We start from the raw sequence: 16290 nt of genomic DNA on the forward strand, positions 1-16290 counted from the left end.
TTTGCCCGGCCGCACGAGGCCGCCGATGGCGTGCAGATGACAATTGTCCGGGCCGTCCAGCCGGTACGGCATTTCTATAGCGCACCGCGAAAACCGGCGTTCCTAAATGAATGTGCAAGCCATGCCGAATATCCTAAAAGTTTGCTAAGAAGATCGGGGATGCGCGCAATGGGGGACGGCAGTGAGGTTCGACGACAGGCTTCTCGATTTTTTCAATCGGCCGCTGATGTGCATTATCGCCGCGGCTGACGAGACCGGCCGTCCTTCGGCGGGACGCGGTGTCGGCTTCCATCCCCTGGAAGACCGCGAGACAGTCGACGTCATCTTTTCCGCTTGGCAGTGGCCACGGCTCGAAGCTTGTATCCGGCAGACCGGGCGGCTCGCTGTCACCTTCGTCAGCCCGTCGGATTATGTCAGTTTTCAACTGAAGGGGTCCGCCGAGATGCGGGAGACGGAAACACCCGACCTCGATCGCGCCGACCACTTTATAATGGCAGCGACCGACGAGCTGGAATCCCTCGGCGTGCCGCGGCGCCTTATCGCTCCATGGTTGACGGCACGAGAGGCGCGCGTCGCTCGGCTCATGATCAGTGAAATCTACATACAGACGCCCGGCCCGCTCGCGGGCATGTTGGCAGGCACGCAGACTGGTGCGAGGTCTCAATGAACCTGCGGCTTTCCGATCTTTCCGCCTGCTTCGAGGGCGTCATTCCGTCCATCATCGCCACGGCGTCGGCCGATGGCATGCCGAACATCTCCTATCTCTCGCATGTGGTGCGGGTCGATGAAGAGCATGTCGCGCTTTCCAACCAGTTCTTCGCCAAGACGGCGGCGAATGTACGCGCCAATCCCAAGGTCACACTGATCGTGGTCGACGGCTTCACCGGCGATCAGTTCCTGCTCGACATCGGTTTTGTTCGTTCCGTTGATACCGGTACACTGTTCGACAGGATCGCCCGCCAGCTCAAGGCGAGTAGCGCGCAGGTCGGCATGTCCGATGTCATGCGGCTCAGAAGCGCCGATATTTTCCGAGTGCACGGAATAGAAAAGGTTCCATCGCCGGCGGAAACAGGCTCACCCGCGACGGGCCGCGCGCCCGTCAGCCTTCCCGCCCTTTCTGAGGCGATCAAGGTCATCGAGCGACAGGCGGAAGCCGATGAGATCATCGACAGTCTGCTCGGCGGCGTCCAGCGCGTCCTCGGATACGATCATGCGCTCGTGCTCATCCACGACAGCCATCGTGGCTGCCTCATCACCACCGGTAGCATAGGCTACGAGCGCTCGGGTCTCGGATCGGAAATCGCCGGCAGCGAGGGATTGATCGGCGCAGCTGCGACGAGCGGCCAGACGATCAAGGTTAGCGACATGAGCCGCGTGCGCCGGTTCGGAGAGGCGATCGGTCTGGAGGCAGAACGGACCGAAAATGCCACGCGTACTGTCGCTTTCCCGCAATTGTCGACGGCCATGAGCCAGATCGCCATTCCCATGACCGCCCAAGGAACGGTGACAGGTGTACTCTTCATCGAGAGCACCGAGCGGCTCGCCTTCCGCGAAGAGGACGAGGCTGCTCTCGAAATTCTGGTTGGACAGGCGGCCAGCGCCCTCAGGGCCAGCGAGCGGGAAGCGGCGGCGGCCGAATTGAAGCCGGCGGTCGGCATGCCCGAGTCTGTTATCGCCGGGCGGGAAGTCCGCGTCGTCCATCACCGCTTCGACGACAGTGTGTTCGTCGACGGAACCTACATAGTGAAGGGCGTTGCCGGGACCTTGCTGCGCCTGATGCTCGATTGGCATCTGAGCGACGGCAGGACCGAATTCACGAACAGAGAAATGCGGCTTGCGGTCGGTTCCCGGATGCCGGAGATCAAGGACAATCTTGAAACCCGGCTTCTGCTGCTGCGTCGCCGACTCGACGAAAAGCAGGCGCCCGTACGCCTCGTCCGCGTCAGCAGAGGCCGCGTCAGGCTGAAGGCGGAAGGACCGCTCATCCTCGAGGTCACCGCCTCCGACGAGACGACCTTCGAGAGGCTCTAGCCGGTCGGTAGTCTAATCCTTTCAAGGCGTAGGTCGATCTCAGTTGACAAACTTTGCATGCTCATTTGCGTTCAAACTGAGGAGCCCAACCGCGCGTTATGCCCCGGCTCATGGCGCTCTTGGCCAGTGACAGTTGCTGCCGCAAGTGCCTGATGTCCTCGAGCAGTGTGGCAATCGTCGCATTCACGTCGTCGTCATGCCAGGCGAGGGCTGCCTGCACTTCGAAATCGACGTCTTCCTTGGCCACGGGCAGCATCAGTGTAAATCCAAGCTCAGTTGCTGGCCTTTCAGAACGGGCAGGGGGCGACCGATCTCGATGTTGCCAAATACGCGCTTGCGGCGTTCGGCATCGCGTTCGCGCTCAGCCTTACTCGCGGCTACGGCTGCCAGGGCATTTGCAATGACTTGCTCTGTATGGGTCATAGGAGCCTCCATGGGAATGTTCTTATTTTGTTCTCATTCAATGAAAAGTCAAGGACGTGCGGGCTCAGTGCTCTGGACGAAAGCGAATCGGCCTCCATTTATCAATACGGAAAAGTCAAGGGAGTTAGGGGCATGGTTGGCGAAATCCCCGTCTTTATCAGTCCGATGGACGTCGAAATTGAAGGCAACGGCCGATATCGACATGCTGATACAGTCGCAGATCTCGCCGCCATGCTCCTAAGCAGCAAATGGCCGAAAAGTCGTCCGTCGTTTCACAGCGCTCTGATGGCGTCCCTGGAGGCGATGGAATTTTACACTGACGCAGCGACAGCTCGGGCAGCTTTCGTAATTGCGGCGCACGAAGCGGGGCTTCGCGTTCTTCCGGACGACGGAGAAAAATCGCAAAAGAACTACCCAAGAAATGATGAGCAGCGCCCCAGAGCGCACGCCGGGGGGAAGGTCCGCCCTTTAGAGGACGGCCCAAGGTAAACAGATGATTGCCGCTCCCCGACGGTACACGCGATGGCGGCCGCCCTTCATCGCAGTGACGCTAGTGCTGTTCTTTTTTACCTGCGGATTGCCAAAAGTTAGCTTCGCAGATCCCGTTACCGATGATGGTCGCGCTTTGATAGCAGCGATACGGGCGAACGATTTTCTTAGCGCTCGCAACATCTTACGCCGCGGGAATATCGACGGAAATGGATTTGCCGATGGGCGTTTCAAACGAAGTTTTGTAAAGGAAGCTCTACAGGCGCAGGCTGATGACCGTATGGTCGACCTATTGCTGGAGAACGGCGCGGACCAGAAGGGATGGGACTATTTCGCAGGTCGCGCCTCAGGCGCTTACGTGGTGGCCGTCGGGGGTGTCAAAAGGCGCGGTGCTGATTCGACGGTTCGGATCATCAAGGCGCTAAGAAGCAAAAACTTCGAGCATATTCGTGGTGTAAAGGAGAACATCAGCCTCCTTTCGATTAATGGGCTTCCCTATCCAGATTTCGTCTCCATTGTTGACGAGCTGTCCGCCGATGGAATTGACCTGAAGGGTGAGTTTCGTAACGGGACGCTCAAAATGGTGCGAGTTTTCGATACTGGCGTTGAGACCACCTGGCCGTATCTTCTTAAAATCATTGATGTGAATGAGGCCGATGCGTGGGGAAATACCATTATGGGCGTTTACGCTGGGGCCAGTTGCACGGTGGAGAGCTGGCAGCAAGACGATCCTGTTTGGTTTTGCAACGAGGATCCTGCCAGGTTGAGGAAGATTGAAATTGCTGCCCATTCGCCGGGGTTTAAGGGAGACACACTTCTACAAAAGGCCGGTGGCTGGACCACGTTCGACTATCTAGACTTCACATCTGGTCAAACTGGGAGTTGCTTCAGCCTCCCACGCGAGATCAGTCCGGTTCAGGACGAAATTCGGGACTTCGTGAAATCCACCTTCTCAGGAGAACTGGCGCAGTGGACACCGGTGAACGACCCGTCATGTTCGGTACGCGGTTCGACCATCGTTTGCAAATGCCTGAGGCCGTAAGAAGTTGCTCACCGCATGGGTCCGCTATGCCGACTAGCTCGGATACCGCGCGGGTCGCCAACTAGCCAAGCAGCATAACGACAACCATGCCCCAGATCGTCAGCAGCGTGTTGCCGATGGCGTATGTTACGGTATAGCCGAGGGCCGGAACCTGGCTTTTCGCAGCGTCGGTAATCATGCCAAGGGCCGCGGTCGTGGTCCGGGCGCCAGCGCAGGCGCCGAACAGGATGGCCGGGTCAAACTTGAACAGATATTTCCCGGTGTACATCGCGAGGATCAAGGGGATGGTGGTCGCGACGACGCCCCAGAGGAACAGGCTGACGCCGAGCTCCTTGAGACCTGCGACGAAGCCGGGCCCGGCGGTAAGGCCGACGACCGCGATGAAGACGTTCAGGCCCACCGAATTCATGAACCACACGGTCGACGATGGAATCCGACCGAATGTGGGGTGCACCGATCGCAGCCAGCCGAAGACAAGGCCCGAGATCAATGCGCCGCCGGCGGTCGAGAGGGTCAGCGGTATGCCCGCAACATTCAGGACGAACGCGCCGACGAGCCCGCCCAATACGATTGCAGCGCCGATGAAGGCGACATCGGCGACGTCGGTGGCTCGGTCGGCATAGCCGATGTGTTTGGTGGCGGCCGCAATGTCCTTTGAGCGGCCGACGAGTGTCAGGATGTCGCCGCGGTGTAGGACGGTGTCGGGCAGGATGGGGATGACGACCGCGGTAGCTCCGCGCACAATCTTGCGCAGGAATACACCACGCGCGGCTGGCGACTTGGCAATCTCGGAGAGCTTCTTGCCATCGATCTCCTTGCTGGTAACGAATACGTCGACGCCTTCAGCTGGGACATTCTGCAGTTCGGGATCGTTGACTTCCTCCGCTTCGTGACCAAGCACGTTGACCAGCACATCGGTAGGACCAACCACGGCAACGACATCGCCAGCTTGCAGAACCGTATCGGCCGTCGCCTCCTGGATCACGCCGTCCCGACGGATGCGCTCTACGAAAACCCGTGCGTTTGGGATAAGCGCCTCAGCCTTCGCGGCCGTCAGGCCAACCACGGGCCCACCGGGCTTGATCCGGTATGCGCGCAGTTCGAAACGGTGCCAGGCCGAACCTGCCCCACCAAGTTCTGCCGCGGCGCTGTGGCGGGTTTCATAGTCCTTGCAGGCGGCGACGAGGTCGATTCCAAGAAGTCTTGGACCGACAAGCGCGAGAATGACTGCCGATCCCGCCGTGCCGAAGATGTAGGTCACCGCATAGGCGATGGGCATCGCGTTGAGCGTCGCAGTTACTTGGTCGGGCGGTAGGCCGGCGCGGTTTATCGCGTCCGTCGCTAGGCCCATGGAGGCCGAGATCGTCTGAGACCCGGCATAAAGACCGGCCGCGGAACCGATATCATAACCCGCCAACATCGCAAGGATCACCGGAACGGCAAGGCAGTAGATGCAGACGATCACCGAAAAGGCAGCCTGCGGCAGGCCATCGGTTGCGATGCCACGCACAAATTGCGGGCCGACGCCGTATCCTACCGCAAAAAGGAACATGAGAAAGAATACCGATTTTACGTTCGGCGACACGGTAATTCCGAGCTGACCAATGACCACGGCCGCAAGCAAGGTCGAGGTGACGGCCCCAAGGCCGAGACCCTTATAGGTGAACTTTCCGACGAAGTAGCCGATCGCAAGCGATAGGAAGATCGCGATCTCGGGATATTTTCGAAGCGTTTCGGCGAACCATTCGAACATGACGGCGTGATCTCCTGAGTAGAACTATGCGACGGAGTGTTCGTCGCCCGCTAGGGCTGCGCCAATTCGCCCTTTGACGCGCGATAGGCCTGTAGATAGCCGCGCGCAACCGCTCGTATTGCGCGCCCGATCGAGTCGTAAGCCTCGTCGGGTAGGTTGGCGAACGATACGCGCACCGACCAGTTGGGGGCATCGAAGCCCGATCCGTTCAGAACCACGATGCCGTGGTCTTCGGCGAGCTTGAAGGCGATGTCGAGCGGATGGACGTTCTGCTTGACCCAGTCGGTCACCTCGTCGCCGACATACTTCCGCGCCCAGAATTCGTAGTCGATGATGCCGTAGTAGCGGTCGAAATAGGGGCGGGCGTGAAACTCAATCCCCATCCCGTTCATCAGTTTGTCGAAGCGCCGTTGGCAGATGGCCATGCAGGCCTTTTGATAGATCTTGTCCTCGTCCATCATCTCGACGAGGCCGAACAGCGACATCATCACCTGCTGCGGCAGCGACAGGCCGGCGGTGTGGTTCAACGCTACATCGCGGCTGTCAGCGACGATGCGATCGATGAATTTGATCTCTCGCGGATGCGGAGTGAGTGCCTTGTAGCGGGCGTCCATCAGCTTCTGGGCAGATTCCGGCAGCGCGCGGATCGCCTTGTCGAAGATGTTGTCCTGGGCGACGGCGACGACGCCTAGGCGCCAGCCGGTGCAGCCGAAATACTTGGAGTAAGAATAGACGCCGATCGTGTTGTGCGGCAGATGACCCATCACCGACTCGAAGTTCGGCACGAAGGTTCCGTAGACGTCATCCGTCAGGATCATCAGATCCGGGCGTTTCGTCTTCACGAATTTCACCAGACGTCCCATCGACTCGGGATCAAGCGCAACAGCCGACGGATTGCCGGGATTGACGATGAACAGCGCCTTGACCGACTTGTCCTCGAGCGCTTTCAGGTCTTCATCGGTGAGCTGGAAACGGTCCTCAGCCTCCGCCGAAACATGAACTTGCTTCAGCGCGTAATCTTCGAGGTGTGGCATTTCCAGATATGGCGTAAAGATCGGCGTGACCAGCGCGATCGTGTCGCCGGAATTCAGCAGCCGGGCGTTTTTCAGGGCCTTGAAGATATAGCACATGGCCGCGGTACCACCCTCGACCGGGTATAGGTCGAATTTCGCGCTCGGACGATGGCCGGCGCACATGGCCCACATCAGGTATTCGTGCGTGATCGCTTCGTTGTGGACAAGCGCACGGTCGGGGACGGGGTAGTGGTCTCCGATGATTGAATCCGTCAATTCATTGACGAATTTATCCGGCTCGAAGGCGAATTTCTTGACGGCAAAATCGACAACCGCCTCGAGCGTCTCGGCGCCGGGAGTATCGGGGTCGCCCTTGCGTTTCTGCACCCAGGCTTTCAGGCGGCCGTAGCAGCCATCCGTCGGAGGCATGCCCGCGAGACCGGCTGCTTCGTCATAAGAGACCCGCTTGGCCTCGGTGAGCGCGAACTGCCCGAGCAGGAAGAACGCCTCGCGCGCCCGCGTTGCGATCCAGTTCGGATTGCCTCGCCCGGCGTTGAGATAAACGCGCCCTGCCTTGTCGGCCTGCGCCAGGCGGATCAATTCGTCCTTGATCTCAAACGGGCTAAGGTCCTCGAACTTGGCGTAAATACCAGCGTCTGGCATGACCATTCCTCCCCGTCACGCAGCGCTCGCCAATTGCGTGGACGCCGCCGTTGTGCTTACGTTCCGGGGATAATCGGCCGAACTCTCCTGACATGGAAGTAAGTTACGCCGCAAGGAAGAGTAGAATCCTGTAATCTACGCACACTTCACCCCTTTTTCATAAGCCCATTATGAATGGGTGCGAGAAGCAGGATTGACGTGTCACGAACGTGCGTCCGACAGCGCTGGCGGCCGATCGACACTTCGTTCCGGATGAAGGCGCCCGCCGCTCCGGTGATATCTGCTCACCAACAGCGTATACTACCGTAAGATACGTAGGTGCAGCCGTCGGGCGCTGTTATGCTGCAACTGCTAACAAACAGGTGGCTGGCCGCCGGGCAGTTCCTTCACAGAGCGGACGCAGATCGAGAATATCATTCAAGCATAGATCTTTGGTCTCTCGCTGAGAGCGTGAATGAGGAGATTTGGCATGCGGTATCCTTCCTATCTTCCGAAAGCCGATTTCGCCGCTCAATTCGGTCCTGCCGGCTTCTTCTTCGATTACGCCTTGGATGCTGCCCAGCGTAGCGTGCTGTTCTGGGATGTGATGCGAAAGCGCGGCAATCAGTATCGGACCCATGCCGAAGCGACGGCTCCGCACGTACTGAGCTTCACGCCCGAGATTGTCCTCGATGGGCGCTCCCTCGAGAAACCCGTCAACTACGCACTGGTTCGGATCATCTCGCCCAGCGGGATCGAGGTCGACGAGAAGCGCCGGCCGTTCGTGGTCGTGGATCCGAGGGCCGGACACGGGCCGGGCATTGGCGGGTTCAAGGCGGACAGCGAAATCGGTGTCGCGCTGCGAGCCGGGCATCCCTGCTATTTCATCGGCTTCCTTCCGGAGCCTGTCACGGGGCAGACGATAGAAGACATTGCGCTTGCCGAAGCCGTGTTTCTGGAGAAAGTCATCTCTTTGCATCCGCAGGCCGACGCCAAACCCTGTGTGATCGGAAATTGTCAGGCAGGGTGGGCGGTCATGATGCTGGCCGCCATGCGGCCTGAGTTGTTCGGCTCGATCATCATTGCCGGGGCGCCGCTGTCTTATTGGGCGGGTGAGCGCGGCAAATACCCGATGCGCTACACCGGCGGGCTGTTGGGTGGTACCTGGCTCACCGCGCTCACGAGCGACCTCGGCCACGGAACCTTTGACGGCGCCTGGCTGGTACAGAATTTCGAAAACCAGAACCCGGCCAACACGCTCTGGACCAAGCAATATAACCTCTACTCGAAAATCGACACCGAGGCGCCGCGCTATCTCGGCTTCGAGGAGTGGTGGGGCGGACATGTTAGCCTGAACGCGGAGGAGATCCAGTTCATCGTCGACGAACTCTTCGTCGGCAACAATCTCGCCGCCGGTCGCATCGAGACATCGAAGGGGGAGGCCCTAGATCTTCGCAACATTCGCGCCCCGATCGTCGTCTTCTGCTCGAAGGGGGACAACATCACGCCGCCCGCACAAGCGCTGGGCTGGATCTTGGACCTTTATGACGATGTGAACGAGATCCGGGCGCACGGGCAGACGATCGTTTACACCGTCCATGAAACAGTCGGCCATCTCGGCATCTTCGTGTCGGCGAGCGTCGCACGCAAGGAACACGGGGAGTTCTCCAGCAATATCGACCTGATCGATGCGCTGCCGCCCGGTCTTTATCAGGCGATCTTCGAGCCAAGGACCGATGAGACCATCGGCGGGGATCTCGTTGAAGGCGATTGGATCATGCGCTGCGAGACAAGAACGCTCGACGACATCCGTGCGCTTGGTTGCAATGACGCCGAGGACGATCGCCGTTTCGCGACTGTTGCAAAGGTGTCGGATATCAACCTCTCGCTCTATCGTACTTTCCTCCAGCCTGTGGTCCGCGCGATGGTGACCGAATGGACGGCGAACCAATTGCGCGGCGCGCACCCGCTCCGGCTGCAATACGAACTGTTTTCTGACGTCAATCCATTGATGGCGCCGATTGCGGACCTTGCCGTCGACGTAGAGGACGAACGGCGTCCGGTTGCCGCGGGGAATCCCTTCCTGGCGTTGGAGCAGGCATTCTCCCAGCAGATTGTTGCGGGGCTGGAGGCATGGCGTGAAGGAATGGAGGCGCTAAGCGAAGCGACGTTCCTCTCCGTCTATGGCTCTCCGCTTTTGCAGGCAGCCGTCGGGATCGATCCGTCCGACACAAAGCCGCATCGACGTGCGAGCAAGACCGGCTTTCATCGTCAGGTCCTCCAGACAAGAGTCGACGAACTCAAAGCGCAGATCGGCAATGGTGGCCTTCGCGAAGGCCTGGCGCGCAGTCTGCTCTACGTCGCCATGGCAAGCGGCGCAGCCGACGAGCGTGGGTTTGCTGCGATCCGTCGGATGCGCAACGCCGAGGACGGAATGCCGGCAATGACGCTGGCCGAGTTCAAGGCGTTGATCCGCGATCAATTCCTCATGCTGGTGATCGATGAGGAAGCTGCCGTTAGTGCGATACCTTGCCTGCTTCCTGCAGAGGAAGACATTCGCCGCGAAGCCTTGTCGTCTCTGCAGCGGGTCTTGAACGCGCGTGGGCCTCTTTCGGAAGAAGCCGAGCGGCGCTGGCAGAGAGTTATCGGGCTCTTCGACCTCTCCGGCGAGCCGCTTGCCGGACCCGCATCGGAGCCGCGGAAGCCGACGCCCCTCAAGGCAGTGAGGCGCGCGAACTGAACGAGAGCCAACTACCGTCGAGCTTGTACTCGTCCTTCAACATGGAGCATGTGCAGATGTCGGATCTGGACAACATCGGGGAAGAAGCCGGGCGTCACGAGAAATATGAACGGCTGGTCGCAAAGGCAAAGCAGGTGCCGCAGATGCAGACGGTTGTCGCCCATCCTTGCGACGAGACATCGCTGCGTGGAGCGGTCGAGGCGGCCGAGGTCGGGTTGATGCGCCCGATCCTTGTCGGGCCAGCAGAGAAGGTGCAAGCGGTCGCCCAGTCACACAACCTCGATATCTCGCCATTCGAACTGGTCGACACACCGCATAGCGACGCAGCGGCGGCGAAGTCGGTGGAGATTATCCGGGAAGGTGGCGCCGACCTCCTGATGAAGGGAAGCCTGCACACGGATGAGCTCATGCGGGCGGTGGCCTCATCCACCACCGGGCTACGGACGGCACGCCGGATCAGCCACGTCTTTGTCATGGATGTTCCGCACTACTCGGAGACCTTGTTCATTACCGACGCGGCAATCAATATCGCGCCGGATCTCGATGCCAAGCGGGACATCATTCAGAACGCGATCGATCTCTTCACTCAGATCGGCCTCGGAGTGCCGCGAGTGGCAATCCTTTCGGCTGTCGAAACAGTGACGTCGAAAATCCCTTCGACCATCGACGCGGCCGCTCTTTGCAAGATGGCCGAGCGCGGGCAAATCACCGATGGCATTCTCGACGGACCGCTTGCTTTCGACAACGCGATAGACCCGGAGGCGGCGAGGATAAAGGGCATCCAGTCGCCGGTCGCCGGCCGCGCGCAGATCCTGGTCGTGCCCAATCTCGAGGCAGGCAATATGCTGGCGAAGAACTTGACCTTCCTCGCAAGGGCGGACGCTGCGGGCATTGTTCTCGGCGCCCGTGTGCCGATCATCCTGACATCCCGCGCGGATTCCGTCAGGGCGCGTCTTGCCTCCTGTGCCGTCGCAGTCCTGCTTGCCGATGCACGTCGCCGCACGGCACCGATACAGGGTAGTTGATGCCATGGATACCATCCTCGTCGTGAATGCCGGTTCGTCGAGCCTGAAATTCGAAGTGTTTTCGGTTGCGAGTTCGCTGGTGCGGCTGATCAAGGGTCAGATGGAAGGGATCGGAAGCGCACCTCACCTGACCATCAAGAGCGCCGGCGGCGAGCGGTTGGCGAACGAAAACTATCCGCGCGAGGATGTTCCCGATCTGCCGGCGGCGATGCGTCTGGTAGGGGAATGGCTACGGCAGCGGCAGGAGGGGCGACTGATCGCCGTCGGCCACCGCGTTGTGCATGGCGGTCCGAACCATTCAGGCCCTGTGCGCATCGACGCGACGTTGCTTCGCGAACTGGAGCAGTATGCGCCGCTGGCACCGTTGCATCAGCCCAACAACCTCGCGCCTATCCGCGTGCTTTTGGAACGGCAACCCGAGCTTCGGCAGGTCGCTTGCTTCGACACGGCCTTTCATCGAGGCCACGACCCGATGACGGATCACTATGCTATTCCGGCGCATTATTTCGAGGAGGGTGTTCGGCGCTACGGTTTTCACGGGCTGTCGTATGAATATGTCGCCGGAAAGCTGGCGGAAATTGCACCCTCCATCGGCAAGCGACGCGTTATCGTTGCGCATCTAGGATCCGGCGCATCGATGTGCGCCTTGCATCAAGGCGTGAGCGTCGAAAGCACGCTTGGATTTACCGCGCTCGATGGCCTGCCGATGGGCACGCGATGCGGACAGATCGATCCTGGTGTGTTGCTTTACCTCCTCCAGCAGCATGGCATGACGGCGCGGCAACTGCAGGACCTTCTCTACAAGGAGTCAGGCCTCAAGGGACTTTCCGGTGTCAGCAATGACGTGCGTGACCTGCTTGCCAGCGACGAGGCGGGCGCAAAGCTCGCGCTTGACCATTTCGTCCACCGCATCGGCCTCAATGCCGGCGCGCTGGCTGCCGCACTCGGGGGCGTGGACGCCTTTGTGTTCACGGCGGGCGTCGGTGAAAATTCGCCGATGATGCGCGCAAGGATTGCTACGAAACTCGGTTGGCTTGGCGCTTTGCTCGACCCGGTGCGGAATGAGGCCGGCGAGCTGCTTGTCTCGCGCGACGACAGCAAGGTCGCCATCTATGTCGTGCCAACGGACGAGGAACTGATGATCGCGCGGCACACGCTTGCGCTGATCGCGGCGTAGGCGGCGCACACGTTTAGAAAGAGAGGGGTTGATATGATTCCAGAGGTAAAGGCCAAGCTTCTCGAAGGAAAACGCGGGTTGGTGGTCGGTATCGCCAACGATCAGTCGATCGCCTGGGGCTGCGCCCGAGCATTTCGCGCCCTGGGTGCGGAACTGGCGGTAACCTATCTGAACGACAAGGCCAAGCCTCATGTCGTGCCGCTGGCCGAGGCACTGGACGCGCCCATCGTCATGCCGCTGGATGTTGGTGTGCCGGGACAGCTCGAGGCCGTCTTCGACCGTATCTCGGAGCAATGGGGTGAACTCGATTTCGTCGTGCATTCGATTGCATTCTCGCCGAAGGATACGCTGCAGGGACGCGTCGTTGATGTGCCGCAGGATGGCTTCTTGAAGACGATGGATATCTCCTGCTGGTCGTTCATCCGCATGGCTCATCTTGCCGAGCCATTGATGAAACGCGGCGGCACGCTGTTCACCATGACCTACTACGGCAGCCAGATGGTGGTGAAGAACTACAACGTCATGGGTGTCGCCAAGGCGGCGCTGGAAAGCGCCGTGCGCTACGTCGCCGCCGAACTTGGACCGAAGGGCATTCGTGTTCATGCCATCTCGCCAGGTCCCTTGGCGACGAGGGCAGCCTCCGGTATCCCGGAATTTGACGAGCTGTTGAACAAGGCCCAGGAAACGGCCCCAACGCGCAGCCTCGTCTCGATCGACGATGTCGGCATGGCAACGGCCTTCCTGGCCCATGACGCCGCGCGCCTGATCACTGGCGATACCATCTACATCGACGGCGGCTACCACATTATCGATTGACCGGCCGAGGTGAATCTCAGGAATTGTACTGGGAGTTGCTGCTTGGTCCTTGCGGGCCTCCCGTGAATCGACTTCAACTATGCGGAGCTACTGAGTGGACGTTGCCAGATTGTTGCCGCTTGCTCGGATACCATGCGTTCCAAACTGGTTAGATGCAGCGTACTTGCAGTTGCTTGCGGGAGGAGGCAATGAGTTCGCCGGGTGGACAAAATCTCTCACCCGAACCCGCAAGGGTCCGGGATCAACTCGACCGCATCTTGTCGAGCGCAGAGTTCCAGGTTCCGGATCGCAGCCGAAGGTTTCTAGCGTACATCGTCGACGAAGCCTTGGCGGGGCGGCTGGAGAATCTGAGAGCCTATGCCATTGCCCAGGCTGTCTTCGGCCGTGATGCCTCCTTTGATGCGCAAAACGACCCGGTGGTTCGTATCGAGACCGGGCGTATTCGCCGCGCGCTGGAGCGTTACTATCTGGTGGCCGGGCAAAGTGATCCCATCCAGATTACCATTCCCAAGGGCGGATACGTACCGAGTTTCATTTCGGGCCAGCTGGACGTCGGACCGGAAACCCGTTCGATGCGAGCCGATGATGAGCCCTCGGCGGCGCAAGAGAAACGCCGCCTTGCGTATCGCGAACTGGTGCTGCCGATTGGGTTGCTGGTTGTCGTTTTTGCAGTAGGCGTCTTCGCGCTGATCCGTCCAATCGAAGGATTGTTCGCTTCGCTTCGCCCCATATTCGTCGCGACTTCGCCTGATCGAGATGTATTGCGACCGCAGATCGTCGTCGAGCCTTTGGTCGGCATAGGTCGGGGCGATGGCGACGCGGATATTGCCAAGGGGTTGACCGACGGAATTATCGTGCAGCTGACCAAGGTCAACTCAATCGCGGTTAAGGCGTTAGGGACAGAAGCCTCTCTCGCTGCAGATCAAGGGCAACTCTTTTTGCAAGGTAGCCTAGAGACAGAGAATGGCCGGCTGCACGTCCAAATTCGGTTGGTTGATCGAGCCGACGGGGCCGTGGTCTGGACAGGCGCTTATGACAACACTCTTCGCGAAGGCGGCATCCTCGACATCCAGGATGAGATCGCACGGAAGGTTGCCGATGCGATATCCATGCGGCAGTAATCAGAAGGCGGGGACGGCAGGCCCCTGCCGGAGGGCGTCCAAAACGTGTCCGCCGTCAACCTTGCCCCGCAGGTTCAACTGCGATACCCACGGCTCGTAGGCCCCTGAAAAATCTCTCCTGATCCTCCGGCCGTTGCAGGCGCAAGGAGACCTCCCGGCGAATGTCCTTCATCAATCCTGGTGCGTGGGCACTCAGCCAATTCTCTTCCTGCTTGGCGTCGGCTGTTTTCCCGGCTGCGCCGAGGATCGAAAGCAGCACGAGATGATGCATGGGATTGTATTCCAGGTCGGACATGCGAGACCAAAGTTCTGCCGCCTGGATGTCGTTTCTCATGAGGGCGCACAATGCCATGCCGATTTCATAGTATCCCTTCGGTCCCACACCCCGGTTGACAACGTTCGAAATCAGCTCGCAGCCCGATGCCCATTTCCCGGACATCGCCAGTCGCAGACCGTATTCGCCCGCGACTTCCGTGTCGTTGGGGTTCACGGCGTAGGCGGCTGCGCCCGCCTGCAGCGCCTTGTCGATGTCGTTTCTGAAGAAACTTACCAGCATGAGAGCCTGAAGGACGCGCGCGTCGTTGGGGGCGAGCGATGCTGCTGTCTCCGCGGCGGCAGTGGCGAGTTCCAATGTTTGGGGTGTGGGCGACGTGCCGAGCTTGTAGCGAAACCGCATTTCATCCAGATAGGTCAGAGACAGCAGTGCCCAGGAAGCGGCACTCTTTGGAAACATTTCCGTCGCTCGCTGGAGGCAATCGCGCGCCGCTTGGTGACTCTGAGCATCCATCGACCGACGATAGCTGTAGTAGGCTAGTCTGCAGGCATAGGCATCAGCACTTCCAGCCTGGGGTTGCTGAACGATTGTGTCGGTGTCGGCCCTAAAGACCGCACCGTACGGCTCAGCGACGGCGCTGGCGATCTGTTCGGCAGCGTAAGCCTGAATCTCGAGTTTGCCCTGCACGCGAACATCCGCATCGTAGTTGTTGGCCCAGATTACAACCCCGTCTGACTGACGTACCAGCCGAGCGGCGAGCCGCAGCCTGTCCCCGTCGAGCTGGACATTGCCCTCTAAGCCATAAGCGGTCTGGCTTCGCTCTTCGGTCTTTGACGAATCCGCAATCACGACGATGTCATCGAACTTCGCGAGCTTGCCGATGATTTCGTCTCGCAGGCCATGCGCGAGATTGGCGGCGGTGCTTGAAAGGCCGCCGCCGTCGAACGTCTCGACAATGATTCGCGGTTCGGATGGTATTATTGGCGATGTTCCAGACGGATCATTGCCGAACAGCGAAAATGTCGGCGTGAGGAAGACATGAAGCGAGGTGGCTCCGACCAGCAAAGCAGCGCCCAGCGTCAGGCCCATCAATTGTTGACGGATGGGGCGTCCGACCCGGGGAAGCGACCGCTCAGTCTCGTCCTGTTCCGTAGATGGCGCCGAACCTACAGGCGCCGTCGGCAACGTCGGGCTTGGCGGGCAATCAGCATACTCGAAATACGGCCTGTATCCGCCCTTCGGTATGGTGATCGTTACGCTGTCCATCTGTCCGGCGACGAGGTAGTAGCGTTCGAGGGCGCGTCGAACGCGACCAGCTTCGATCCTGACAACGGGATCGTTTTGGGCGTCGAAGTTGACTTGGCGCCCGAAAACCTCGTTGGCAATCGTGAAGGCCTTCAGGAACTCCGATCGTCCCTCCAAGGTCTCGTTTATGATGAATTCCAGAAACCTCCGACCTCGCTCCGGCGAGTGGAACTCTTCGCTCGAGAGTATTCGTTCAAGTTGCTGGTAGACTTCCTCGGCCGTCGGCCTCATTGGCTTGATTATTGCGCTGCTCATGATGACGCCCTAACGAGATCACGCAAATATTTAGCTACATCTGATACTAGCGCATAACTACCGAAGGCTGCAACCGCTGCGTCAGACCCATCCTGAAATGGTTGCCTGCCGATAGCACGGGATACAACAAGCCGACACGTAGCGCTGCAGGCTTCTCGGCGTTTTGCAGAGAATGGTGCACCGA

Annotated in this window: 14 protein-coding genes; 9 read left to right on the forward strand and 5 right to left on the reverse strand. The window is 59.7% G+C overall.

What is annotated here, in order from left to right:
* The first annotated feature begins 181 nt into the window (after positions 1-181).
* Positions 182-667, forward strand: a complete 486-nt coding sequence (locus FHT76_RS17720; protein ID WP_183861849.1) for a pyridoxamine 5'-phosphate oxidase family protein — start codon at positions 182-184, stop codon at positions 665-667.
* Entirely contained in the window at positions 664-2031 is a 1368-nt protein-coding gene (locus FHT76_RS17725) for a GAF domain-containing protein (RefSeq protein ID WP_183861847.1), read from the forward strand. Before FHT76_RS17720 ends, FHT76_RS17725 begins: the two co-directional genes overlap by 4 nt.
* Before the next feature lie 61 nt (positions 2032-2092).
* Here FHT76_RS17725 and FHT76_RS17730 read toward each other — a convergent pair whose 3' ends face one another.
* On the reverse strand, positions 2093-2287 hold the full coding sequence (locus tag FHT76_RS17730) for a hypothetical protein (protein ID WP_016555129.1): 195 nt from the start codon (positions 2285-2287) through the stop codon (positions 2093-2095).
* On the reverse strand, positions 2287-2454 hold the full coding sequence (locus FHT76_RS17735; RefSeq protein ID WP_183861845.1) for a hypothetical protein: 168 nt from the start codon (positions 2452-2454) through the stop codon (positions 2287-2289). Before FHT76_RS17735 ends, FHT76_RS17730 begins: the two co-directional genes overlap by 1 nt.
* Positions 2455-2586: 132 nt before the next feature.
* Here FHT76_RS17735 and FHT76_RS17740 point away from each other — a divergent pair, with 132 nt between their 5' ends.
* Complete coding sequence (locus FHT76_RS17740) at positions 2587-2943, forward strand: DUF982 domain-containing protein (RefSeq protein WP_183861843.1); 357 nt, start codon at positions 2587-2589, stop codon at positions 2941-2943.
* A gap of 4 nt (positions 2944-2947) precedes the next feature.
* Complete coding sequence (locus FHT76_RS17745) at positions 2948-3985, forward strand: hypothetical protein (protein ID WP_259185752.1); 1038 nt, start codon at positions 2948-2950, stop codon at positions 3983-3985.
* 61 nt (positions 3986-4046) lie between these two features.
* On the opposite strand, the gene aspT is transcribed toward FHT76_RS17745, so the two are convergent.
* Both aspT and FHT76_RS17755 read right to left on the reverse strand, forming a co-directional pair.
* Complete coding sequence (aspT, locus tag FHT76_RS17750) at positions 4047-5738, reverse strand: aspartate-alanine antiporter (RefSeq protein WP_183755430.1); 1692 nt, start codon at positions 5736-5738, stop codon at positions 4047-4049.
* Between the two features lie 50 nt (positions 5739-5788).
* Positions 5789-7414, reverse strand: a complete 1626-nt coding sequence (locus tag FHT76_RS17755) for a bifunctional aspartate transaminase/aspartate 4-decarboxylase (protein WP_183861839.1) — start codon at positions 7412-7414, stop codon at positions 5789-5791.
* A gap of 469 nt (positions 7415-7883) precedes the next feature.
* Between FHT76_RS17755 and FHT76_RS17760 the strand changes: the two genes are divergently transcribed.
* The 5 genes from FHT76_RS17760 to FHT76_RS17780 all read left to right on the forward strand — a co-directional run bounded on the left by FHT76_RS17760 (position 7884) and on the right by FHT76_RS17780 (position 14272).
* Positions 7884-10133, forward strand: coding sequence for a DUF3141 domain-containing protein (locus FHT76_RS17760; protein WP_183861837.1), 2250 nt, complete (start codon positions 7884-7886; stop codon positions 10131-10133).
* A gap of 56 nt (positions 10134-10189) precedes the next feature.
* Positions 10190-11158 (forward strand): phosphate acetyltransferase, encoded by a 969-nt coding sequence (locus FHT76_RS17765; protein ID WP_183755433.1) that lies wholly within the window; start codon positions 10190-10192, stop codon positions 11156-11158.
* A gap of 4 nt (positions 11159-11162) precedes the next feature.
* Positions 11163-12335, forward strand: coding sequence for an acetate/propionate family kinase (locus FHT76_RS17770; protein WP_183861833.1), 1173 nt, complete (start codon positions 11163-11165; stop codon positions 12333-12335).
* 33 nt (positions 12336-12368) lie between these two features.
* The gene (gene fabI / locus FHT76_RS17775; protein ID WP_183861831.1) at positions 12369-13151 is read left to right on the forward strand and encodes an enoyl-ACP reductase FabI; all 783 of its coding nucleotides are present in this window, start codon (positions 12369-12371) and stop codon (positions 13149-13151) included.
* Positions 13152-13339: 188 nt separating this feature from the next.
* On the forward strand, positions 13340-14272 hold the full coding sequence (locus tag FHT76_RS17780; RefSeq protein ID WP_183861829.1) for a hypothetical protein: 933 nt from the start codon (positions 13340-13342) through the stop codon (positions 14270-14272).
* A 55-nt stretch (positions 14273-14327) separates the two neighbouring features.
* Here the strand turns inward: FHT76_RS17780 and FHT76_RS17785 are convergent, their stop codons facing one another.
* Complete coding sequence (locus FHT76_RS17785) at positions 14328-16106, reverse strand: hypothetical protein (RefSeq protein WP_259127478.1); 1779 nt, start codon at positions 16104-16106, stop codon at positions 14328-14330.
* Positions 16107-16290: the final 184 nt, after the last annotated feature.

It is taken from the genome of Rhizobium sp. BK176 (assembly GCF_024808055.1).

Bases quoted from the DNA above. Each gene is read 5' to 3' on its own strand.
- FHT76_RS17725 (WP_183861847.1), top strand. From the start codon at position 664: ATGAACCTGCGGCTTTCCGATCTTTCCGCCTGCTTCGAGGGCGTCATT.
- FHT76_RS17730 (WP_016555129.1), bottom strand. From the start codon at position 2,287: ATGCTGCCCGTGGCCAAGGAAGACGTCGATTTCGAAGTGCAGGCAGCC.
- FHT76_RS17735 (WP_183861845.1), bottom strand. From the start codon at position 2,454: ATGACCCATACAGAGCAAGTCATTGCAAATGCCCTGGCAGCCGTAGCC.
- FHT76_RS17740 (WP_183861843.1), top strand. From the start codon at position 2,587: ATGGTTGGCGAAATCCCCGTCTTTATCAGTCCGATGGACGTCGAAATT.
- FHT76_RS17745 (WP_259185752.1), top strand. From the start codon at position 2,948: ATGATTGCCGCTCCCCGACGGTACACGCGATGGCGGCCGCCCTTCATC.
- aspT (WP_183755430.1), bottom strand. From the start codon at position 5,738: ATGTTCGAATGGTTCGCCGAAACGCTTCGAAAATATCCCGAGATCGCG.
- FHT76_RS17755 (WP_183861839.1), bottom strand. From the start codon at position 7,414: ATGCCAGACGCTGGTATTTACGCCAAGTTCGAGGACCTTAGCCCGTTT.
- FHT76_RS17760 (WP_183861837.1), top strand. From the start codon at position 7,884: ATGCGGTATCCTTCCTATCTTCCGAAAGCCGATTTCGCCGCTCAATTC.
- FHT76_RS17765 (WP_183755433.1), top strand. From the start codon at position 10,190: ATGTCGGATCTGGACAACATCGGGGAAGAAGCCGGGCGTCACGAGAAA.
- FHT76_RS17770 (WP_183861833.1), top strand. From the start codon at position 11,163: ATGGATACCATCCTCGTCGTGAATGCCGGTTCGTCGAGCCTGAAATTC.
- fabI (WP_183861831.1), top strand. From the start codon at position 12,369: ATGATTCCAGAGGTAAAGGCCAAGCTTCTCGAAGGAAAACGCGGGTTG.
- FHT76_RS17780 (WP_183861829.1), top strand. From the start codon at position 13,340: ATGAGTTCGCCGGGTGGACAAAATCTCTCACCCGAACCCGCAAGGGTC.
- FHT76_RS17785 (WP_259127478.1), bottom strand. From the start codon at position 16,106: ATGAGCAGCGCAATAATCAAGCCAATGAGGCCGACGGCCGAGGAAGTC.